Annotated in this window: 18 protein-coding genes; 4 read left to right on the top strand and 14 right to left on the bottom strand. The window is 58.0% G+C overall.

The window, feature by feature from the left end; translation table 11 throughout:
- Positions 1-46 precede the first annotated feature (46 nt).
- From LDN84_RS19815 to LDN84_RS19805, 3 genes are read right to left on the bottom strand one after another with little or no spacing between them, the layout of a single operon-like run.
- Positions 47-976, bottom strand: a complete 930-nt coding sequence (locus LDN84_RS19815) for a branched-chain amino acid ABC transporter permease (protein ID WP_223905178.1) — start codon at positions 974-976, stop codon at positions 47-49.
- Between the two features lie 2 nt (positions 977-978).
- Positions 979-1,764 carry an ABC transporter ATP-binding protein gene (locus LDN84_RS19810; protein WP_223905176.1) on the bottom strand — a complete coding sequence of 262 codons (786 nt, stop codon included), beginning with the start codon at positions 1,762-1,764 and terminating at the stop codon, positions 979-981.
- Between the two features lie 22 nt (positions 1,765-1,786).
- A complete protein-coding gene (locus tag LDN84_RS19805; protein ID WP_223905174.1) occupies positions 1,787-3,733 on the bottom strand; it encodes an AMP-dependent synthetase/ligase in 1,947 nt (648 codons plus the stop codon).
- Positions 3,734-3,910: 177 nt separating this feature from the next.
- On the opposite strand from LDN84_RS19805, the gene LDN84_RS19800 reads away from it, so the two are divergent.
- The 3 genes from LDN84_RS19800 (at position 3,911) to LDN84_RS23020 (ending at position 6,202) form a co-directional block, all read left to right on the top strand.
- Positions 3,911-4,618, top strand: coding sequence for a Crp/Fnr family transcriptional regulator (locus LDN84_RS19800; RefSeq protein ID WP_223905172.1), 708 nt, complete (start codon positions 3,911-3,913; stop codon positions 4,616-4,618).
- A gap of 199 nt (positions 4,619-4,817) precedes the next feature.
- On the top strand, positions 4,818-5,273 hold the full coding sequence (locus LDN84_RS23025; protein ID WP_276572404.1) for a pilin: 456 nt from the start codon (positions 4,818-4,820) through the stop codon (positions 5,271-5,273).
- Positions 5,274-5,746: 473 nt separating this feature from the next.
- Positions 5,747-6,202, top strand: a complete 456-nt coding sequence (locus tag LDN84_RS23020) for a pilin (RefSeq protein WP_276572403.1) — start codon at positions 5,747-5,749, stop codon at positions 6,200-6,202.
- 297 nt (positions 6,203-6,499) lie between these two features.
- On the opposite strand, the gene LDN84_RS19785 is transcribed toward LDN84_RS23020, so the two are convergent.
- A complete protein-coding gene (locus LDN84_RS19785; RefSeq protein WP_223905170.1) occupies positions 6,500-8,209 on the bottom strand; it encodes a PglL family O-oligosaccharyltransferase in 1,710 nt (569 codons plus the stop codon).
- Positions 8,210-8,561: 352 nt separating this feature from the next.
- Here LDN84_RS19785 and LDN84_RS19780 point away from each other — a divergent pair, with 352 nt between their 5' ends.
- The gene (locus LDN84_RS19780; RefSeq protein ID WP_223905168.1) at positions 8,562-9,530 is read left to right on the top strand and encodes a LysR substrate-binding domain-containing protein; all 969 of its coding nucleotides are present in this window, start codon (positions 8,562-8,564) and stop codon (positions 9,528-9,530) included.
- 92 nt (positions 9,531-9,622) lie between these two features.
- Here LDN84_RS19780 and ftsZ read toward each other — a convergent pair whose 3' ends face one another.
- From ftsZ to LDN84_RS19730, 10 genes are all read right to left on the bottom strand, one after another.
- Positions 9,623-10,882: a cell division protein FtsZ gene (gene ftsZ / locus LDN84_RS19775; RefSeq protein WP_223905166.1), complete on the bottom strand. Its 1,260-nt coding sequence runs from the start codon at positions 10,880-10,882 to the stop codon at positions 9,623-9,625.
- Between the two features lie 143 nt (positions 10,883-11,025).
- Positions 11,026-12,255, bottom strand: a complete 1,230-nt coding sequence (gene ftsA / locus LDN84_RS19770) for a cell division protein FtsA (RefSeq protein ID WP_223905164.1) — start codon at positions 12,253-12,255, stop codon at positions 11,026-11,028.
- A 21-nt stretch (positions 12,256-12,276) separates the two neighbouring features.
- Positions 12,277-13,065: a cell division protein FtsQ/DivIB gene (locus LDN84_RS19765; protein WP_223905162.1), complete on the bottom strand. Its 789-nt coding sequence runs from the start codon at positions 13,063-13,065 to the stop codon at positions 12,277-12,279.
- Positions 13,062-14,021 (bottom strand): D-alanine--D-alanine ligase, encoded by a 960-nt coding sequence (locus LDN84_RS19760; protein ID WP_223905160.1) that lies wholly within the window; start codon positions 14,019-14,021, stop codon positions 13,062-13,064. The genes LDN84_RS19765 and LDN84_RS19760 overlap by 4 nt, the downstream gene beginning before the upstream one ends.
- Entirely contained in the window at positions 14,018-15,469 is a 1,452-nt protein-coding gene (gene murC / locus LDN84_RS19755) for a UDP-N-acetylmuramate--L-alanine ligase (protein WP_223905158.1), read from the bottom strand. The genes LDN84_RS19760 and murC overlap by 4 nt, the downstream gene beginning before the upstream one ends.
- A 445-nt stretch (positions 15,470-15,914) precedes the next feature.
- The gene (gene murG, locus LDN84_RS19750) at positions 15,915-17,003 is read right to left on the bottom strand and encodes an undecaprenyldiphospho-muramoylpentapeptide beta-N-acetylglucosaminyltransferase (protein WP_223905156.1); all 1,089 of its coding nucleotides are present in this window, start codon (positions 17,001-17,003) and stop codon (positions 15,915-15,917) included.
- A gap of 82 nt (positions 17,004-17,085) precedes the next feature.
- Positions 17,086-18,306, bottom strand: coding sequence for a putative lipid II flippase FtsW (ftsW, locus tag LDN84_RS19745; protein ID WP_223913199.1), 1,221 nt, complete (start codon positions 18,304-18,306; stop codon positions 17,086-17,088).
- A 41-nt stretch (positions 18,307-18,347) separates the two neighbouring features.
- Complete coding sequence (gene murD / locus LDN84_RS19740) at positions 18,348-19,889, bottom strand: UDP-N-acetylmuramoyl-L-alanine--D-glutamate ligase (protein WP_223913196.1); 1,542 nt, start codon at positions 19,887-19,889, stop codon at positions 18,348-18,350.
- Positions 19,890-19,948: 59 nt separating this feature from the next.
- A complete protein-coding gene (mraY, locus tag LDN84_RS19735; protein ID WP_223905155.1) occupies positions 19,949-21,127 on the bottom strand; it encodes a phospho-N-acetylmuramoyl-pentapeptide-transferase in 1,179 nt (392 codons plus the stop codon).
- Positions 21,121-22,536 (bottom strand): UDP-N-acetylmuramoyl-tripeptide--D-alanyl-D-alanine ligase, encoded by a 1,416-nt coding sequence (locus LDN84_RS19730; protein WP_223913182.1) that lies wholly within the window; start codon positions 22,534-22,536, stop codon positions 21,121-21,123. Before LDN84_RS19730 ends, mraY begins: the two co-directional genes overlap by 7 nt.
- Positions 22,537-22,538 lie beyond the last annotated feature (2 nt).

The following is a 22,538-nucleotide window of genomic DNA, read 5'->3' as shown; positions in this document are numbered from 1 at the left end:
CGCGCTGCGCTTCACCATGCTGAAAGAGCATGAAGGCGTGCGTGATTTACACGCGGTCAATGATTTTTTCGCCAAACAAGCCTTGCGGGCGAATCAGCAAAAAGCCCAGTGCCAATACGTAGGCAAACCAGATCTCAATGCCACCACCTACATACGGACCCAAAAACACCTCGGACAGTTTTTCGCCCACACCAATGATCAGACCACCAATAATTGCCCCCGGAACCGAGGTCAACCCCCCCAGGATCACCACCGGCAAAGCCCGCAGGGCCACCGTGGCTAGTGAAAACTGCACGCCCAACTTGCTGCCCCAGATCATGCCGGCGACCAATGCCACCACGCCAGCCACACACCACACAATGACCCAGATACGGTTCAGTGGAATACCAATACTTTGAGCGGCCTGGTGGTCGTCCGCTACCGCACGCAAGGCTCGGCCGGTAGATGTTTTCTGGAAAAAAACACTCAGTGCAGCTACCAACACTGCTGCAATCACGGCGGCGTACAGGTCTTCCTTGTTGATCAAGATGCCGCCTTCAAAGACGGATTCCAGCCAGAACACCGGGTCTTTGGGCATCCCAATGTCAATTTTGTAAATGCTGCCACCAAAAATGGTTTGTCCCAGTCCTTCCAGAAAATAGGCAATGCCCAGCGTTGCCATGAGCAGCGTAGCGCCTTCCTGATTGACCAGGTGGCGCAGCACCAATCCCTCAATCAGCCAGGCCACCACAAACATCACGACCCCAGCCAGTACAAAGGCAATCAGGTTGGCCAGTAGCAGGTTGTCGCCGCCCAGCATGGGCCCAACCCACTCAGAGAAACGTGCCATGGCCAGGGCCGCAAACAGCACCATCGCACCTTGGGCAAAGTTGAACACGCCAGAGGCTTTATAGATCAGCACAAAGCCGAGCGCCACCAGTGAATACAACATACCGGCCATCAGGCCGCCCAGTAAAGTTTCAAGAAAAAATGCCATGGTTAATGTCCTGTTCCAAGGTATGCACTGATCACTTCCTCGTTGCTGCGCACCTCATCGGGCGTGCCGTCGCCAATCTTTTTGCCGTAGTCGAGCACCACCACGCGGTCGCTGATGTCCATCACCACGCCCATGTCGTGCTCAATGAGCACAATCGTGGTGCCGAACTCTTCGTTCACGTCGAGCACAAAGCGGCTCATGTCCTGCTTTTCTTCCACGTTCATCCCGGCCATGGGCTCGTCGAGCAACAGTAGCTGTGGTTCCATCGCCAGAGCTCGGCCCAAGTCCACACGCTTTTGTAAACCGTAGGGCAGTTGCCCCACAGGGGTTTTACGGAAAGCCTGAATTTCCAGGAAATCGATGATGTGCTCGACAAATTCGCGGTGCTGTTCTTCCTCGCGCTGTGCTGGGCCAATACGAAGAGCCTGCAGGAATAAATTGCTCTTGATACGCAGGTTGCGCCCGGTCATGATGTTGTCGATCACACTCATACCCTTGAATAACGCCAGGTTTTGAAAAGTGCGTCCAATGCCCATGGTGGCCACTTGGTGGCTGTCCATGTGACTGAAGGTTTGCCCTTTGAAGGTGATGGCACCTTGCTGAGGTCGGTAAACACCATTGATGCAATTGAGCATGGAGCTTTTGCCTGCCCCGTTGGGGCCAATGATGGAGCGGACCTCATGCTCGCGGACGTTGAACGAGATATCGGTGAGTGCCTTGACACCGCCGAAGCTGAGGGAAATATTTTTGACATCAAGAATGACATCGCCAATGTGTTTAGTCGCCATGGTTTATTCCAACTGATCGTGATCAGGCTGCTGCCTTGACAGGCACAAAAGTCTTGGCATCGTCAATGCGCAAGGTCGCACTGACACTGCCCGTGCGGCCATCTTCAAATTTGACCAAGGTTTCAATGAACTGCGAGGTTTTGCCGCCGTAAAGCGCATCCACCAGCACGTTGTATTTTTCTGCAATGAAGCCGCGGCGCACCTTGTTGGTCCGGGTCAGCTCACCGTCATCCGCATCCAGCTCTTTGTGCAGTATCAGGAAACGGCTGACCTGGCTACCTGCCAGCAACGTGTCTTCGCTCAGATCGGCGTTCACCTTCTCAACACATTCCTTGATGAGTTGGTACACGTCGGGCTTTTGGGCCAGATCGGTATAGCCTGCATAGGGCAGGTTGCGGCGCTCGGCCCAATTACCGACGGCATCAAAGTCGATGTTGATCATCACGCAGACTTTTTCGCGTCCATCACCATAGGCCACCACCTCTTTGATATGCTGGAAGAACTTGAGTTTGTTTTCCACATATTTGGGTGCAAACATGGCCCCGTCATTGGTCCCCCCTTTGATGCGGCCCACGTCTTTCACCCGGTCGATGATCTTCAGGTGGCCATGCGCATCCAGAAACCCCGCATCACTGGTGTGGTACCAGCCGTCTGCGGTCAGCACTTCAGCGGTGGCTTCAGGGTTCTTGAAATAACCTTTGAGCAGACCGGGGGACTTGACCAGAATCTCGCCGTTGGCCGCCACCTTGATCTCCACCCCCTTGCAGGGCACACCTACGGTGTCAGCACGGGCTTCATGGTCGGGTTGCAGGCAGACAAACACCGCTGTTTCAGTCGAGCCATAGAGCTGCTTCAGGTTGACCCCAATCGAGCGGTAAAAACTGAACAAGTCCGGCCCAATGGCTTCACCTGCGGTGTAGGCCACCCGCACCCGGCTAAAGCCCAGGTTGTTGCGCAAGGGGCCATAGACCAAAAAGTTGCCCAGACCATACATCACACGATCCGCCAGGCCGACCACTTTGCCGTCCATCAGACTCGGGCCGACCCGTTTGGCCACGTTCATGAAGGTGTGAAACATTTTGCGTTTGATGGCACCGGCATCCTCCATGCGGATCATCACACTGGTCAGCAAACCTTCGAATACGCGGGGCGGTGCAAAGTAATAAGTGGGGCCAATCTCTTTCAGGTCGATAGTTACCGTGGCGGCGGACTCGGGGCAGTTCACCACGTAGCCACAGCTCAGCCACTGTGCGTAAGAAAAAATGTTTTGCCCGATCCAGGCCGGTGGCAAATACGCCAGCACATCTTCGGCATGGGTCAGCTTGTCAAACTCGGCCCCGGCGCGTGCCCGGTTGAGCAAGGTGTCATGGGTGTGCACCACGCCCTTGGGGTTGCCGGTGGTGCCGGAGGTAAAGAACATGGCGGCCACGTCATCAGGTTGAACCTTGTCAACTTCAGATTTGAAAAAGCCCGTGTTCTGTGCCGCAAACACCTTGCCTGCGGCGATCAAGTCGTCCAGTGACTGCAGGCCAGGCTCGTCGTAATTGCGCAGACCGCGCGGGTCATCAAAATAAATATGGGCGACTTGTGGGCACTGCTCGCGAATCTCCAGTAATTTGTCTACCTGCTCCTGGTCTTCGGCAAAGGCGAAACAAACTTCGGCATTGTTGATGGGAAATACGCATTCCGGTGCTGCTGCGTCTTGGTACAGCGCAATCGGCACGGCCCCCAAAGATTGCACCGCCAGCATGGTTGCGTACAGACGAGGCCGATTAGCACCAATCACAATCATGTGGTCATGCTGGCGCAGGCCAGCTTGGTGCAGGCCACAGGCCAGTTGTTCAACCATCGCAGCCATTTCGCCCCAGGTGATGGCTTGCCAGATGCCGTATTCTTTTTCACGCATGGCTGCGTCATGCGGGCGCTGCGTTGCGTGGTTCAACAGTAATCGGGGAAACGTTGTTTGCATCTCTTTACCTTGTCTTCAAATCGTCGCCACATTGACCAGATATCCATGTGGCTGGAATGGTGAAATGATAGAACTCGATTTGACGTTATGTTGTCGTTTGGACGACAATTAAAACGTTTGTTGATAGGTGTTTTCCCTGTTCAGCGAACCCGCAAAATTCACCCAGGAGTACGCTTTATGAAACCAGAAGCCACCCCGTTCCAGCGTCGACGTCCGTTGACAGAGGATGAGTTGGCGCATATCTCTTGGCTCAAGTTGCTCTCGGCAGATGAGCGCGTGCGTGCGGTTGAAGACCTGAAGATCACCGACGCACAGCCAGGTGATTTTTTATGCCGCACGGGCCGCCCTGTCACCTATTGGTTTGGTGTGATAGATGGTCTGCTGAAAATGAGCAGTGACAATGCCGAGGGGCAAACCATGACGTTTACCGGCGTACCACCAGGGGGCTGGTTTGGCGAAGGTACTGCCCTCAAACGAGAGGTTTACCGTTACAACATCCAGGCCTTGCGCAAAAGCCTGGTAGCTGGATTACATGTGGATACCTTTCATTGGCTGCTGGATCACTCGATTGGTTTTAATCGTTTTGTCATGAATCAGCTTAACGAACGTCTGGGGCAGTTCATCGCTGCGCGTGAAATTGATCGGATGGCGAATCCGAACATTCGCGTCGCGCGCAGTCTGGCGGCACTGTTTAACCCTGTGCTTTACCCTGGCCTGGGTGCGGTACTGCGTATTACCCAGCAGGAGCTGGCTTATCTGGTGGGTTTGTCGCGCCAGCGCGTGAATGAAGCCCTGACCACGTTAGCTGCTGAGGGGGCTATCCAAGTGGAGTATGGTGGTTTACGCGTAACGGATTTGCAGGCTTTGCGAACACATGCTTTTTAGGTGTGATGCTGGCAACATCAATAAACGACAAAAATGTCATTTTTTGCCAGGGTTGTGACAAACTACGCTGGATTGTTGACGCGCTTCGTCAGTATGAGGCATCGAAACCACGGTTTTTATTGTCAGGATGCATGGCACGAAAACTGCTGAATGTTCAGCGTTTTCGTTGTTTAATTTTTCTTTTTTTAAGGAGCTCACTATGAAGCGTTCTATGCAACAGGGTTTTACCCTGATCGAGTTGATGATTGTTGTGGCCATCATCGGTATCTTGGCAGCTGTGGCTTTGCCCGCTTATCAGGACTACACCACCAAGGCCAAATGGGCCAGCAATCTGAGCGATCTGGAAGGTCTCAAGACTTCCATCAAGACCTGTCTGAATGACAAGGCCATGGATGGCCCTTCATGCGACACAGTCGCTGAACTGAATGCATACGGTTTTGCCGGTACTGCATTACCAACACCTAAGTATGGCGCTACTGCGACCTTGGGTAATACGGCTAGTAGTGTGACTATTTCGATGACAGGTAGTGCTGAAGTGGGTAGTTACGTTTACGCGGCTTCTTGTGCGGTAGATTCCGGTGGCAACATCACATGCACGAAGGTATCTGGTACAGATACGATCCCGGCTAAATTCCTGAACTCATCCGCACGCTAGTGGTAGACCGCAGTTGAATCGAGTGCACACTCGGTTCACTGCAATGAAATAAAAAGGCTGGGTTTGGTTCAACCCAGTCACAAAGTCGTCAAGTTCCACCAGCCAAATACCGCGGCTTTTTTTGTGGATAGTTGAAGGACTTTGCATCCCATGCGGGCAAGTAATTTCTGGATGTACTTGTTTTTAAGCGATTGCTCGATGTATTGCATGAGTCGAGTCGTTGTACGAAATCTCAGATTGCTTGATGCGAAGGCGTACATTAAAAAGATTTGGAGTCCGTGTTTTGACATTGCCAGACGGTCAACAATGTAGCTTGGTTTGTATGGTTGCGTGATCTATGACAAGTTGATCTTCAAGTGCCTAGCTTGACTAGGCAGGGCACTTGAAGGTCAATTTTTTTGAGTCGTGAGGTTCTGCATGGATGCACCTCGTGACTCGTCGGTTTTGTTTGTTTTAACCTTTAGGAGTTGTTCATGAAGCGTTCTATGCAACAGGGTTTTACCCTGATCGAGTTGATGATTGTTGTGGCCATCATTGGTATCTTGGCGGCTGTGGCTTTGCCTGCTTATCAGGACTACACCACCAAGGCCAAATGGGCCAGCAATCTGAGTGATCTGGAAGGTCTGAAAACGTCCATCAAAACCTGTTTGAATGACAAAGCTATGAGTGGTCCTTCATGCGACACTGTCGCTGAACTGAATGCATACGGTTTTGCTGGTACTGCATTACCAACACCTAAGTATGGTGCTACTGCGACCTTGGGTAATACGGCTAGTAGTGTGACTATTTCAATGACAGGTACTGCGGAAGTAGGTAGTTACGTTTATGCGGCTTCTTGTGCGGTAGATTCCGGTGGCAACATCACATGCACAAAGGTATCTGGTACAGATACGATCCCAAGTAAATTCATGAATTCATCTGCACGATAGTGAGATGCGCAGTTGGATCGGGTTTAGATTCGATCCATCTGCGGAGATATAAGAGTCGGGGTTGGTTGAAATCAGTTCCTTCATTCCTGACTCAAAGTTCTCAAGCCCCGCCAGTTACATGGCGGGGCTTTTTATTGTTTGTTTTTTGGCTCCAGCGCATGATATGCAAGCTCGGGGGCTATTTGCTGGCGCAGCACGGCTGCGCAATGTGCCCAGAGCGTGGGGACAACCTCACGACATGTTTGCGGGTGAGCTATGGCTGGATTTGCCGCAAGTGCAGGATTTGTGCCCTGCGTTTCAGCGCAAGAACTCTTTCCATGGATGTGTTTGGTGTGAGGGCTCGCATTGAAAGGGTTTTTGGGCCATTGTTGTGACCTCACAGGGCGCAAAAAATTCCTTTGAATACGGGGAGTGAAACTCGCGCAGTCTCTCCGCAAGGTAGCGTGCCTGGTCGGTTTGTCCGGTCGCGTTCAAGGCTTTGGCCCAGGCCTCCATCAAAGGTGGATCTAGCACCACCAGTGCCGCGGTTTTGAACGGGGCGATGGCCTGCGAAGACTGCCCTGTGGTGGTGACCGCTGCATAGTCTGCAAAGTGGCTGAAAACCAAGCTGGCTTGGCCCAGCGTAATTCGCTGTGGTTGTGTCAGTTTGCTGTCATTGGGGAGGTAAAGTGCCACGACGTTTCGATAGTCCCACTGCAACCACAACGAACCAGCCACCATTGCCAAGCCCAGAGCCACAACGCCGGTTCTGGGGCGTGCCTGTTCAGGCGCAGACTGGGCGACATCCAGCGGTTGGCGCAGGCTCAGTCCCCAGGCCCAGGCTGTGGGGAAAAGAAAGTAGTTGTACCAGAGTGGGTACTCCAGCAGGCTGTGCAAACCGATGATGGGCAGCATGACAAATACAGCGCGGGTGGCCACACCGTCTTCACCTGCCACCAGCCAACTACGCCGCGCCGCTTGCCACAACGCCCAACTCAGCAGCGCCATCACCAGAATCGCGGCTGGCAGGCCCAGCTCAACGGCCAGATGCAAGGGCAGGTTGTGGGCATGGTCAAAAAGTTCGCCCGAACGGTTGGTAAAGGGGGTGAGTGTCCACGCCATGCCAAACTTGCCGAAACCCACACCCTGCCAAGGGTTCGCCTGGATCAGCATCAGTGCGTTTTCCCACATGCCGTAGCGGGTGCTGGTCAATACTTCTGCGCCGCCGTCACTGACGCGGGCTTCACCACCAAAGAGTTGTCCTGTCTGATGCGCCCAATACAGCATCAATCCCCAGCAGGCCAAGTAGACCAAGGGGGCCAGCAGCAGGCTCACCCTGGTCTTGCTGGCCAAGCGCCGGTCTAACCAGCCCCAGCCAGCCAGTGCCACGACACCGAGCGCACCAGTGCGCGAGCCGGTGAGCACCACACCCAGGACCAGCAACACGCCCAAAGCAGCGCAGACTCCCCCGTACATGCGATTGCCGAACCAGCGTCCCGTGTGGCTCATCGGCACCCAGGCGACCAAACCCCACAGCAATAGGCTGGCCAAATGGTTGGGTTGGCGCAAATTGGCCACGGCCCGCCCAGGCATGTCGGAGCGGGCGATGAAGGTGCCGTCGACCCAGTTGGGTGCAAAAATCTGGATGCACGCCAGCACGGCACTGAGCACGGCGGTGACCAACACCGCATCGGTGAACGTGCGCCGGTCTCCTGAAGGGGGAGCCGTCAAGACAGGCTGGGATGCCAATGCGACCAAACATGCTGCAATACCCAAGCTGCCCAAGGTCTGGAACGCCAGCCCGGCCGGTAGGTTTTGGCTCCAGGATAGAAGCACTGCCGCCATCAACACTGCCAGTGCGCTCAGCAGCGCAGCAGAGGGGCGAACACTCAAGGCGGGGGCGGGGGCTGCGCCTTTGAGCATACACACAGCCCCCCATCCCGCAGTGGCCAGCAATTGGTTGACCAAGGTTGTGGACGGCTGGGTGTTGAATGCCACCAGCATGGGGGCGGCCAAAACCAGTGGCAAGATCAGTGCTTCTGTGGGCGGTGATGAGGTCTTGTGCGCGGAAGGGAAGGGGAGGTATTTCAAAAACATGAGGCAAAGTATCGCAGCCCGGAGGTCGCCTGGAGTAGCTATCAATCGCTGGCTGCGGCCATGGTCAAACCTGGGGAGATACGCGCCACCAAGAAATAAGCCTTCAGCGCTTGCGTCTGTTGCGTAAGCAGCTCTCAAAAATAGAGCATTTCAAGCCGCAGGCACCACCTGGGCTGCCCGCATATGATTGCCACTTTGCCGTCGCTGCCCAACGTGTGCGCCCGGCGCTGAGAAGTTGGTGGGTGTGTCTTTCACCCGAATTGATCCTGAATGTGGAAAGCTCATGGAAACCAAATGGCTTGAAGATTTTGTCAGTCTGGCTGAAACCCGCAGTTTCAGCCGTTCGGCGCAACTGCGCCATGTGACGCAGCCTGCGTTTTCTCGGCGTATTCAGTCCCTGGAAGCTTGGGCGGGCTCTGATTTGGTCGACCGCAGCAGTTACCCCACGCGCCTGACCCCGGCAGGCGAGACGCTGTATGCGCAGGCGCTGGAGGTGCTGCAGGCCTTGCAAACCACCCGTGCCATGCTGCGCGGTCATGCCACAGCAGCGCAAGACGTGATTGAGTTTGCCGTGCCGCACACACTGGCCTTTACCTTTTTTCCGGCCTGGGTGTCGAGGCTGCGCGACAGCTTTGGCCCGATCAAAAGTCGTTTGATTGCCCTGAATGTGCACGACGCGGTGATGCGGCTGGTGGAGGGGAGTTGTGATTTGCTCATTGCTTACCATCACCCTTCTCAGCCTTACCAACTGGATACCGAGCGTTATGAAATGGTGAGCCTTGGGGAGGAATTGGTGGCTCCTTATGTGAAGCCCGATGCCCACGGCCACCCGTTGTATGAGCTGCCTGGCAAGCCCACCAAACCTTTGCCTTATCTGGGCTATGCACAGGGCGCCTACCTGGGACAAATGGTGGAGTTGATCCTCAAGCGCTGCAGCGCCCCCATCCACTTTGATCGTGTTTATGAAACCGATATGGCCGAGGGTCTCAAGGCCATGGCGCTGGAAGGGCATGGCATCGCATTTTTACCGACCAGTGCGGTACAGAAAGAATTGCGTGCCCAAAAACTGGTCAGTGCCGCACCACCAGACCTGAAAGACATGCACATCACCATGGAGGTGAGGGCCTACCGTGAGCGGCCTTCACACCGCGAAACATTCAAACCAGCCAACTTGGGAGGGCGTGGTTTGGGTGAGGTGCCCAAACGTGATGCTCAGGCACTGTGGGATTATTTGTTGGCCCAACACCACTGATCTATATCCTGATCTGGTTGACCCAGGGCTCCCATCGAGGGAGGGCCTGCCCTGGGTAAAGTCCGCTCAACGGGCAGGGTGGGCGAGTGTTCTCAATCAGCCTGCTTGCGCAAAAATGCCGGGATTTCAAAATCATCCATGCCACCGCTGGAAAGCGCGTCGACCTTGGCGGCGGCAGAAGTACGGTCACGCGTGCGCCAGACGCTGGGGGTGCTCATGGAGCCATAGTCAGGCTGAGTGCGGCCTGGGGTATTGCCACCGCCCACACTGCTGCCTGAGCTGACACTTGCCGGGTTGTCCAGCGTAGGCACACTAAAAGGCACGTTGTCCGTACCGGTGCGCAACACCACCGTCTGGGGCAGGCTGTTGGGCATCACCTGCAGTTTGGGGCGACTGCGGCTCAGACCGGTTGCGACCACCGTCACGCGAATCTGGTCGCCCAAAGCATCGTCATAGGCGGTGCCGTAAATCACGTGCGCGTCAGGTGATGCGTAGGCGCGTATGGTGTTCATGGCCAGCTTGGACTCGCTCAACTTCAGTGAGCCCTTGGCCGCGCTGATCAGTACCAGCACGCCTTTGGCTCCAGACAAGTCAATACCTTCAAGCAGTGGGCAAGCCACAGCTTGTTCGGCAGCAATGCGGGCACGATCCGGGCCGGAGGACAGCGCTGTGCCCATCATGGCTTTGCCAGGCTCACCCATGACGGTGCGCACGTCTTCAAAGTCAACGTTCACATGTCCTGGCACATTGATGATTTCGGCAATGCCACCCACGGCGTTTTTCAGCACGTCATTGGCATGGGCAAAGGCTTCGTCTTGCGTGGCATCGTCGCCCAGCACTTCAAGCAGCTTTTCGTTCAGCACCACGATCAGTGAATCCACATTGGCTTCCAGCTCGGCCAAGCCGCCATCGGCGTTGTCCATGCGGCGTTTGCCTTCAAATTCAAACGGTTTGGTGACAACACCCACCGTCAGGATGCCCATCTCACGTGCGATGCGGGCAATCACCGGGGCAGCTCCCGTACCGGTGCCGCCACCCATGCCTGCCGTAATGAACAGCATATGCGCCCCGGAAATTGCGGAACGAATATCGTCCAGTGCTAATTCGGCCGCTTCGCGGGCTCTCTCGGGCTTGCCGCCAGCACCCAGACCGGTGGTTCCAAGTTGGATGATGCGATGTGCATCACTTTTGCTCAGGGTTTGAGAGTCGGTGTTGGCGCAAATGAATTCCACGCCTTGAACGGCGCTGGCAATCATGTGCCCTACGGCATTGCCACCGCCGCCACCCACGCCGATAACCTTAATTTGTGTGCCTTGGTTGAAGGCTTCTTCATCAATGAGTTCAATGGACATACTGTGCTCCTAGGGGTGTATTTGCAAAAAATAAATCAAAACAATGTGGCTTTGTCAAAACAGAAACCGGATCAGGTGGTGAATGCATGCATTGCCATCGTTCGGGTGGGCCGGCACGGGTGAGCCAAAGTGGGTACTTCATGTTAAAAATTCCCCACAATCCAGTCTTTGATGGAACCAAACGCGGTCTTCATGGAACCGTTTTTCTGTGATACCTTGAAACCACGCAAACGGGCCATGCGGGCTTCTTCCAGCAAGCCCATCACGGTGGCCGCCCGCGGCTGGGCCACCATGTCGGACAATGCGCCACGGTATTTGGGAATCCCCCGGCGCACCGGTTTCAGGAAAATGTCTTCACCCAGCTCCACCATGCCGGGCATGATGCAGCTGCCACCGGTCAGCACAATGCCGCTGGAGAGCATTTCTTCAAAGCCCGACTCGCGCATCACCTGGTGCACCAGGCTGAAAATTTCCTCCACCCTGGGCTCAATCACACCGGCCAGCGCCTGGCGGCTGAGCATGCGCGGGCCACGATCCCCCAGGCCGGGCACTTCCACCTGGGCCTCGGGGTCGGCCAGCAACTGCTTGGCGTAGCCGTTTTCGACCTTGATTTCCTCCGCGTCCTTGGTCGGCGTGCGCAAGGCCATGGCAATGTCGCTCGTGATCAAATCCCCGGCAATCGGAATCACGGCGGTGTGGCGAATCGCCCCGCCGGTGAAGATCGCCAGGTCGGTCGTGCCCGCGCCAATGTCCACCAGCGCCACACCCAGTTCGCGTTCGTCTTCGGTCAGCACCGACAGGCTGCTGGCCAGCGGGTTGAGCATCAGCTGCTCCACCTCCAGACCACAGCGGCGCACACATTTGATGATGTTCTCTGCCGCGCTTTGTGCCCCGGTGACGATGTGCACCTTGGCCTCCAGACGGATGCCGCTCATGCCGATGGGTTCCTTCACGTCTTGCCCGTCAATGATGAACTCTTGCGGCTCCACCAGCAGCAGGCGCTGGTCGGTTGAGATGTTGATGGCCTTGGCGGTTTCCACCACGCGGGCCACATCGGCCGCGGTGACCTCGCGGTCTTTGATGGCCACCATGCCGTGGGAGTTGATGCCGCGGATATGGCTGCCGGTGATGCCGGTGTAGACGCGGGTGATCTTGCAGTCGGCCATCAGCTCGGCCTCTTTCAGGGCCTGCTGAATGCTTTGCACCGTGGCATCGATGTTGACCACCACGCCGCGCTTCAAGCCGTTGCTGGGGGCTACGCCCAAACCCGCCAGCTTGAGGTTACCGTCAGCCATCACTTCGGCCACCACCACCATGACCTTGGCAGTGCCGATGTCCAGCCCGACGATCAAATCTTTGTATTCTTTTGCCATTACGTCACCTGTTGCTTTGCATTACCGTTTTTTGATGTCGTTACCGTCAAGCGTGCTTACGCCGTTGAGCCGGATGGCGTACCCATCCGTATGCCGTAAATCGGCTGAAGCCAGTTGTTCCACGGTGCGGTTGTAGCGGGAAGTCGCCTGTGTCACCGTTTTCAGAAAGCGTTCGATGCGGGCCACCAGCTCAGGTGTGCTGCCACTGCCCAACTCCAGCACGGTCCCGGTGTCAAGTTGCGCACGCCAGCCGCCGCGGGGGGTTTCTTCAAGCTGGTCGAGTGTCAGATCCATCGGGGTTAGCAGCGGTTGTAATGTGCGGTGCATGGCCAGCACTTGTGCACTTTGGCCCTCTGGGCCGTTCAGGCGCGGCAAGTCGTCTTTTTCCAGCTCGCCCAGATTGGCATCAAACACCTCGCCATAACTGTTGACCAGGCGTGAATCACCTTCTGCGCCCCAATAGGCCACGGCCTGGTGCTCCTGCAATTGCACCAGGAGACGGTTGGGGAAGTCCCGGCGCACCACGGCCTGACGCACCCATGGCATGTCTTCAAATACTTGGCGTGCAGCCTCCACGTCGAGCGTGAAAAAAGTACCATGCAGGCGCGGAATTACATTGGCTTTGAGGGTGAGGGCGTTGTAATGCACCACATCCCCCACCACACTTACCCCGCGGATGTTGAACATGGGCAGGCGCATGACCCAGGCCAGGACCACACCGACGAGCATCAGCGCCAGCAGCCCAAACAGGGCGGAGGCTACCCTGTTCATGAGCTTGATGTCCAGCGGTAATGACTTGACGGTGTTCATTCGGCGGTGTAGTCCAGACTGGCCAGTGTCAGCACCTGCAGGCACAGTTCAGGGTAGCTGATGCCGGCCGCTTTGGCGGACATGGGCACCAGCGAGTGACTGGTCATGCCCGGGCTGGTGTTGATTTCCAGCAGATAAGGTTGGCGGGTGGTGGCATCAATCATCACGTCAGCGCGGGCCCAGCCGCGACAGCCCAGGCTTTTGAAGGCTTGCAGCACCAGTTGCTGGATGTGTGCTTCTTCCCCTTCGGGGAGGCCGCAAGGCACCAGGTAACGGGTGTCGTTGGTGAAATATTTGGCCTGGTAGTCGTAATTGCCATCCGGGGCCTGGATGCGGATCACCGGCAGCGCGCGGGCTTGTGCCCCGGTTCCCAATACGGGGACGGTGACCTCGTCGCCAGCGATGAATTGCTCACACAACACTTCGTCATGTGTGCCGGCAGCCAGGGCAAAGGCCGCGTCACACTGCTCCAGGGATGTCACTTTGGTCAGCCCAATGGTGGAGCCTTCGCGCGCCGGTTTGACGATCATGGGTTGACCGGCTGCGGCCAGCTCGGCAAAGGCAACGCGTGTCGCGGCCACGCTGTCCACCTTTTTCCATGCCGGGGTTGGCAGGCCATCAGCCAGCCAGATGTGTTTGGTCATCAGCTTGTCAATGGCAATGCTGGAGGCCATCACGCCCGGTCCGGTGTAGGGAATACGCAGCAACTCCAGCGCACCTTGCACCGTGCCGTCTTCGCCAAAGCGGCCGTGCAGGGCAATGAAACAACGGGTAAAGCCCTCTTGTTTGAGTGCGCCCATGTCGCGTTCAGACGGGTCAAATGCCTGGGCATTCACGCCCAGACTTTGCAGCGCCTGCAGCACCCCGCTGCCTGACATGAGGGACACCTCGCGCTCGGCGGAGGCACCACCCATGAGCACCGCCACCTTTTCATTTTTTAGATTAAATTGACTCATAGCGCCCGTCCTGATTGCGTGGATAGCTCTGAAATTTGTAGTGAATTGGTCATCTCGACCACCTTGGTACTCACGGCACCAATGGAGCCGGCACCCATACACAGCACCACGTCACCGTCTTTGGCGGTGTCCAGAATGGCCTGTGGCATGGCGGCAATGTTGTCCACAAACACCGGCTCAATACGCCCGGCCACACGCAGAGCGCGAGTCAGACTGCGGCCATCGGCGGCCACGATGGGGGGCTCGCCAGCGGCGTACACCTCGGACAGCAGCACGGCATCCGCCTGGGCAATGACTTTGACAAAGTCTTCAAAACAATCCCGGGTGCGGGTGTAGCGGTGTGGCTGGAAGGCCAGCACCAGACGGCGGCCAGGGAAAGCCCCGCGTGCCGCCGCCAGTGTGGCGGCCATCTCCACCGGGTGGTGACCGTAGTCTTCCACCAGGGCAAAGTGACCTCCGCCCAAGGCCGGACTGACCGGCAACTCGCCATGCCGCTGGAAACGCCGCCCGACACCTTTGAAGCCTGCCAGCGCGCGCAACACGGCGGCATCGTCAATGTTCAGCTCCACCGCCACCGCAATGGCTGATAGTGCGTTGAGCACGTTGTGGCGGCCAGGCAGATTCAGCACCACGTCCAGGTCAGGCATCACCACGCCGTTGCGGCGTTGCACCGTGAAATGCATTTGCCCATCCACCGCGCGTACGTTCACGGCACGCACTTCCGAGCCATCCTCAAAACCGTAGCTGGTGATCGGGCAGGTGACGTGTGGCACGATGGCGCGCACCGCTGCATCGTCGGTACACAAAATGGCGGTGCCATAAAACGGCATACGGTGCAGGAAATCGATGAAGGCTTTTTTCAGCCGCTCAAAATCGTGACCATAGGTTTCCATGTGGTCGGCATCGATGTTGGTCACCACCGCCATCACCGGCAGCAGGTTCAAAAACGAGGCATCGGACTCGTCCGCTTCCACCACGATGTGATCACCCTTGCCCAGGCGGGCGTTGGAGCCCGCGCTGTTGAGCCGCCCGCCAATCACAAAGGTGGGGTCGAGCCCGGCCTCGGCCAGCACACTGGCGACCAGGCTGGTGGTGGTGGTTTTGCCGTGGGTACCGGCAATGGCGATGCCGTTTTTCAGCCGCATCAACTCGGCCAGCATCAGGGCGCGCGGCACCACCGGAATGCGGTTGTGCCGTGCCGCGACCACTTCAGGGTTGTCGGCTTGCACCGCCGTAGAGGTCACCACGGCATCGGCCCCGAGGATGTGCTCTGGCGCGTGTCCAATGTGGGTGTGAATGCCCAGGCTCGCCAGGCGTTGCAGGGTGGCGCTGTCGGACTGATCCGAGCCGGAAATGGTGTAGCCCAGGTTGAACAAAATCTCGGCGATGCCGGACATGCCGACACCACCAATGCCGACAAAGTGGATGTGTTTGATGGCGTGTTTCATGGTGTTTGTAATTTCTTAATTGGGGTCGGATTCCAATTAATTGCTGTTGGTTTGAGTATTGGGTTGAGGCGGTGTTGGACGTTTGGGCGCTTCAATCCCCCCTTATCCCCCCCGCCCCTTTCCACCCCCGCCGGGGCGGAAAGGGGAGCCAACAGCCATATTTGGCCAACGCTTTGAAGTGAAGACGTACCAGACCACGGCCAACTGGGCGGTGTGGGGCGCACCGATATTCGCGCTGGAAAACCATTCGCCAACGCCCCCGCGCACGGCCTGTCGTTGGCAAACTGACACCCAGAGCGCCCCGTTGACCAATCGCGTTGAACTCGCTCCCTTAAAACACATGGCCAAATAGGGCTGTTAGGCTCCCTTTCCGCCCCGGCGGGGGTGGAAAGGGCGGGGGGATAGGGGGGGGAAGAACACGCCGCCAGCCGGGCAAAGGTATGGATCATTTCACCAACTCCTCACAGGCAGCCACGATCGCCTCCGTAGCCTCAACTTTTTGAAGTTTTTTTGCCTCTAGCCCTTTATTTAAAAGCGCAGAACGCTCTATATTTGATAGCATTTCAGCCAATGCCGCAGATGTCAACTGACTTTGTGACACCAGCCAGGCGGCCCCGGCATCTGACATGAAGCGGGCGTTGCGGGTCTGGTGGTCGTCCACCGCAGCCGGGAAGGGCACAAACAGCGCCGCAGCCCCCACTGCCGCCAGTTCGGTCACGGTGCTGGCCCCGGCGCGGCAGAGCACCAGATCGGCATCGGCAAAGGCTTGTGCGGTGTCGTCGATGAACGGGGTCAGTGTGGCCTGCACCCCGACAGCAGCGTAGTTGCTGCGCAGGGCTTCAATTTGTTTCGCGCCACTTTGGTGGATCACCAGCGGGCGACGATCCTGGGGCAGCAGCGCCAGTGCCTGCGGCACCACGTCATTGAGCGCCTTGGCGCCCAGGCTGCCACCCACCACCAGCAATTTCAAGGGGCCGCTGCGCGCGGCAAAACGCAACTCCGGTGCGGGCTGGTTCAGGAACGCGGTGCGCAAGGGGTTGCCCACCCATTGCGCCTTCTGGATCACGTTGGGGAAAGCGGTGAAGACCCGATCTGCCACACCCGCCAGCACTTTGTTGGCCAGACCGGCCACCGAATTTTGTTCGTGCAGGAGCAGTGGCTTGCCCAGCAGCACACTCATCATGCCTCCTGGAAAGCTGATGTAGCCCCCCAAGCCCAGCACCACATCAGGCTGGACGCGGCGCACCACCTGGAAACTTTGCCAAAAGGCTTTGAGCAGGCGCACGGGCAACAGGGCCAGGGTGGTCAGCCCTTTGCCGCGCACGCCGCCAAACGCAATCGATTCGAATGCAAAACCTTGCGCGGGCACCAGCTGACTTTCCATGCTGGGTTGTCCAGGGTGGCCGGTACCCCCCAGCCAGTGCACGCGCCAGCCCCGTTCGCGCAGGGCATGCGCCACGGCCAGGCCGGGGAAGATGTGGCCACCTGTGCCGCCGGCCATGATCAGTGCACACTTACTCTTGCCGGAGCTCATACGCGCCCTCCATGCATCAACCAGGCCGCTGGCGCGCCCTGCTGCGCTACGCGCAGGGTTCGATTTTGGTGAAACAGAACCCTCATACACGGCCTCCGTGCATGAGGGTTCTGTTTTCTTTGTCAATGCGCAGCACCACGGCGATGGCGGCCAGATTGACCAAAATAGCCGAGCCGCCGTAGCTCATCAACGGCAGGGTCAAGCCTTTGGTGGGCAGCGCACCCAGATTCACCCCCATGTTGATGAAGGCCTGAAACCCCATCCACACCGCGACACCTTGTGCCACCAAACCGGCAAACACCCGATCCAGCGCAATCGCCTGGCGGCCGATGTCCATCATGCGTTTGACCAACCAGAAAAACAGGCCAATCACCAGAAGGACCCCGACCAAGCCAAACTCTTCACCAATCACCGCCAGCAGGAAGTCGGTGTGTGCTTCGGGTAGCCAGTTGAGTTTTTCCACACTGCCACCCAGCCCCACGCCAAAAATCTCGCCACGCCCGATGGCAATCAGCGAATGTGTCAGCTGGTAACCCTTGGCCAAGGCATTGGTTTCACTCCAGGGGTCGAGGTAAGCAAAAATCCGCTCGCGTCGCCATTGACTTGACGCAATGATGGCGGCAAATGCGCCAAGCAGTACAAACACAATCAAAAAGAACATGCGGGCGTTGACCCCACCCAGAAACAGGATGCCCATGGCAATCACGGCAATCACCATGAAGGCCCCCATGTCCGGCTCGGCCAGTAACAGCACCCCAACGATGGCGGTGGCCGCACCCATGGGCCAGACGGCACGGAAAAAGCGCTCTTTGTCTTCCATCTTGCGCACCATGTAATCCGCCGCGTAAAGCAGGATGGTGAACTTGGCCAGTTCAGAGGGCTGAAAACTCAGTGGCCCGGCACTGATCCAGCGCCTTGCGCCATACACCACCTTGCCCACATGGGGAACCAGTACCAGTGCCAGCAGCACCAGCGATGCCACAAACAGGGGGCGTGCCGATTTTTCCCAGACCGACAAAGGCACCTGGTAGGCCAGCAAGGCGCCAACGCCAGCAATCCCCAGCCACATGGCATGGCGAACCAGAAAATAGGTGTGGGTGTATTTGGCAAAACGCGGGTTTTCCGGCATGGCAATCGAGGCGGAATACACCATCACCAGACCCCACAGCAGCAGTGCCACGGTGATCCACACCAGCTGCTGGTCGAAGTCTTGTGCCTGCGAGGGGGCTGCACGGGTGGCGGTCAAGCGAGTCGCCCCCACCCGTACCGGCAACACGTCGCTGCCAGTGGCTTTGGTCGGCATCAGTCGACTCAGCCAGCCAGAAAGACGTGAAGCCACCTGACTCATAGACCAGACTCCAGAACCACACCGGCATCCGTGGCCAAGGCTTGCACCGCTTGTACAAACACCTGTGCACGGTGAGCGTAGTTGTCAAACATGTCAAAGCTGGCGCAGGCCGGGGACATCAGCACGGCATCACCGGCGTGGGCCTGGGTGTGGGCCAGCGTCACGGCCTCCATCATGCTGCTGGCCTCCAACAGGGGGACAGGGGTTTGTTGCAGCGCGGCACGAATCAGCGGCGCATCACGACCTATCAGCACCACGGCACGGACAAATCGACTCACCGGGTCTGCCAAGGGGCTGAAGTCTTGTCCCTTGCCCTCACCCCCCAAAATTACCACCACCTGGCGGTCTGCGCCCAGGCCTTGCAGCGCAGCCGCAGTGGCACCGACGTTGGTACCTTTGCTGTCGTCAAAAAACTCGACGCCATTAACGGTGCCCACCGGCTGCACGCGGTGCGGTTCACCCCGGTACTCCCGCAAACCATAAAGCATGGGCCCCAAGGCACAACCGGCACAGCTGGCCAGTGCCAATGCGGACAAGGCATTGATGGCGTTGTGACGACCACGGATGCGCAGCGCATCGGCTGGCATCAGGCGCTGGATGTGGATCTCGGGCGCTTCGCCCTTGCGCGGCTTGAGCGTTTCATCGGCCTCCAGCGCCCGCACCAGCCAGGTCATGCCGTTGACCACTTCAATGCCAAAGTCGCCTGGGCGCTGCGGCAGGTTGCCACCAAAAGTGATGCAGGGACGCTGCTGGGGTTTTTGCAACTTGACTTTGACCGGCGGGGGCAACATGGCCATCACCAGCGGGTCTTCACGGTTCAGGATCATCAGGCCGTTGTGGCCAAACACGGCGGTTTTGGCCTGGGCATAGGCGGCCATGGAGCCATGCCAGTCCAGATGGTCTTGGCTGATATTCAGTACCGTGGCGGCGGTGGGTTCAAATGTTTTGTCGCCATCGAGCTGGAAGCTCGACAACTCCAGCACCCAGACTTCGGGCAGGGCATCGGCCAACAGTTTTTCGGTCAGGGTGTCGAGCAGCGTGGGGCCAATGTTGCCGGCCACCGCCACACTTTTGCCCGCGCGCTCCACCAGTTGCCCGGTCAGCGAGGTGACGGTGGTTTTGCCGTTGGTGCCGGTGATGGCCAAGACCTTGGGGGCATAAGCCCGCTCGATCCCGAGTTGTGTCAGAGCCTGGGAGAATAAGCCTAATTCGCCTGCAGTGCTTATGCCTATTGCGTGAGAAGCTTCGAAAACAGGAGCGACCTCAAGGGGGCTCAAACCAGGGCTTTTGAACACGGCACGGACCTGGGTGCCTTGTACCAGTGCCGCAGAAAAGGGGCCACCGACAAAGTGTGCGGCGGGCACGTCGCGCTGCAAGGTGGCGAGCTGAGGTGGTGCGCTGCGGGTGTCCGCGACCGTGACCTGGGCTCCGCAACGCGCACACCAACGCGCCATGGCCAAGCCGGATGCGCCCAGGCCCAGAATCAGAACCGACATGCCGTGCAAGGGGTGCACAGGTGCCATACTGCTCTGTGCCATGGGCTCAGGGTGTTCAGTGTTCGTCACGGCGAATGGGCGGTCGTTGGGGGTGTTCACAGTCACCTCAGCTTCAAAGTGCTCAAGCCCACCAGGCACAGCAGCATGGTGATGATCCAGAAGCGCACCACCACCTGGGTTTCTTTCCAGCCGCTCTTTTCAAAATGGTGGTGCAGCGGGGCCATTTTCAAAATGCGCCGACCTTGCCCAAAACGCTTTTTGGTGTACTTGAAGTACGCCACTTGCAGCATCACCGACAAGGCTTCCGCGACAAACACGCCACCCATGATGGCCAACACAATTTCTTGCCGCACGATCACCGCAACGGTGCCCAGGGCACCACCGAGCGCCAGGGCACCCACATCCCCCATGAACACTTGCGCCGGATGGGTGTTGAACCACAGGAAGGCCAGCCCGGCCCCGGCCATGGCCGAGCAAAAAATCATCAGCTCACCAGCCCCGGCAATGTGTGGCAAAAACAGGTAGCGGGAGAACACCACGTTGCCGGTCACATAGGCAAACACGCCCAGGCAGGCACCCACCATCACCACCGGCATGATGGCCAGACCGTCCAGACCATCGGTCAGATTGACCGCGTTGCTGGAGCCGACAATCACAAAATAAGTCAGCAGCACAAAACCCAGCACGCCCAATGGGTAGCTGATTTCCTTGAAAAACGGCACCATCAGCCCGGCCTTGGGCGGCAGACTCATGTCAAAACCCGATTGAATCCAGGTGAAGAACAGCTCCAGCACGCGGTAGTTGGTGTTCTCCGAGATGGAAAACACCAGGTAGAGCGCTGCCACCAGGCCAATCAGCGATTGCCACAGGTATTTTTCTTTGGAGGGCATACCCTCGGGGTCTTTGTTGACCACCTTGCGCCAGTCGTCCGACCAGCCAATCGCTCCAAAACCCAGGGTGACCAGCAACACAATCCAGACGAAGCGGTTGCTCCAGTCAAACCACAGCAGGGTGGATACCGCAATACACAGCAGGATTAGCACACCACCCATGGTCGGGGTGCCGCTTTTGACGTGGTGGGTGTCCATGCCGTAGCCGCGAATCGGTTGACCAATCTTGAGCTCAGTCAGGCGGCGAATCACGTAGGGACCAGCGGCCAGCCCCATCAGCAGTGCCGTCAGGGCGGCCATCACGGCACGGAAGGTTTGGTACTGAAATACGCGCAAAAACCCCAAATCGGGGTAGACGCTTTGTAACCATTGAGTCAACCAGATCAACATGCGGCGGGCTCCTTGTCAGCCTTGGCACAGATGGCATCCACCACCCGTTCCATCTTCATGAAGCGCGAGCCTTTGACCAGCACGCTGGTGATACCCGGCAGCGCAGATAACACGGCAGTTTGTAAATCAGTCATCTCGGAATGCACTTCAATATCATCAAAATTCATAGCTGCTTGCGCAGAAGCAGAGCCCATCACAAGCACTTTTTCTATATTTTTTTGTACCGCCAGCTGCAAGGCCTCGCGGTGAAATTCAGGGCCCTGGTTGCCAACTTCACCCATGTCCCCCAGTACCAGCAGGCGTGGCGCGGGCAGGGCGGCGAGCACGTCAATGGCTGCGCGCACCGAGTCCGGGTTGGCGTTGTAGGTGTCGTCGACCAGCGTGACGGCACGCCCATCAAGCTGGATCAGTCGTGCACGTGAGCGGCCCTTGACCGGCTCAAACGCCTGCAGGCCCGCCGCAATGGTCGACAAGGGCGCCCCTGCAGCCAGGGCGCAGGCACAAGCCGCCAGGGAATTCTTGACGTTGTGCTCGCCGGCGATGTGCAAGCGGTAGGTCAAGGTGCCTGCAGGTGTGCTGGCGCTGACTTGCCAGGCCGCATCGGCCCAGACCGCCTGAGTAACGCTCAGGTTGGGGTGGTTGGCTGCATCGGTGGCAAAACGTACCTGTTGGCGGCTGCCGGCGGTGTGGCTCCAGAGTGCGCTGTAAGCGTCATCCAGGGGGAAGACGGCCACACCATCGGCAGGCAGCGCGTTAATCACCGAGCCGTTTTCTTGCGCCACGCTGGCCACCGAGCCCATGAACTCCAGGTGTTCGCGCTGGGCGTTGTTGACCAGTGCCACGGTGGGCTGGGCAATGGCGGCCAGGGTGGCAATTTCGCCGGGGTGGTTCATGCCGAGCTCGACCACCGCCACGCGGTGCTGCGCGCGCAGGCGCAGGACGGTCAGCGGTACCCCAATGTCGTTGTTCAAATTGCCTTGGGTGGCCAGGCTGGCTTCACCCTGCCAGGTGCGCAGGATGCTGGCAATCATTTGTGTCACGGTGGTTTTGCCGTTGGAGCCGGTGACGGCGATCAGCGGCAAGCTGAATTGGGCGCGCCATGTGGTTGCCAGTTGGGCCAGTGCCAGCTTGGCATCGGGCACCACCCAGCCGGGCAGGCCGGCCTGGGCCAGCTTGGCGGCTGCGGTGTCGCCCTGGCAAATGGCGGCAACGGCCCCTTGGCGTTGGGCCTCTGCCAGGAAGTCATTGGCATCAAAACGCTCACCACGCAAGGCCACAAACAGGTCACCCGGTTCAATGCTGCGGGTGTCGGTGTGCACGCGGTGAATCTGTACACCAGCTTGATCTGCACCCAGGTTCACGGGCTGGGCTTGTGCCAGCCACGAACCGATTTGCGCCATCGTCATCATGG

Origin of the sequence: Rhodoferax lithotrophicus, assembly GCF_019973615.1 — a bacterium.
In the GTDB taxonomy this organism is placed as follows: Bacteria; Pseudomonadota; Gammaproteobacteria; order Burkholderiales; family Burkholderiaceae_C; genus Rhodoferax; species Rhodoferax lithotrophicus.
The sequence above is the reverse complement of the archived record's forward strand: the minus strand, read 5'-3'. Positions and strand labels throughout refer to the sequence as shown.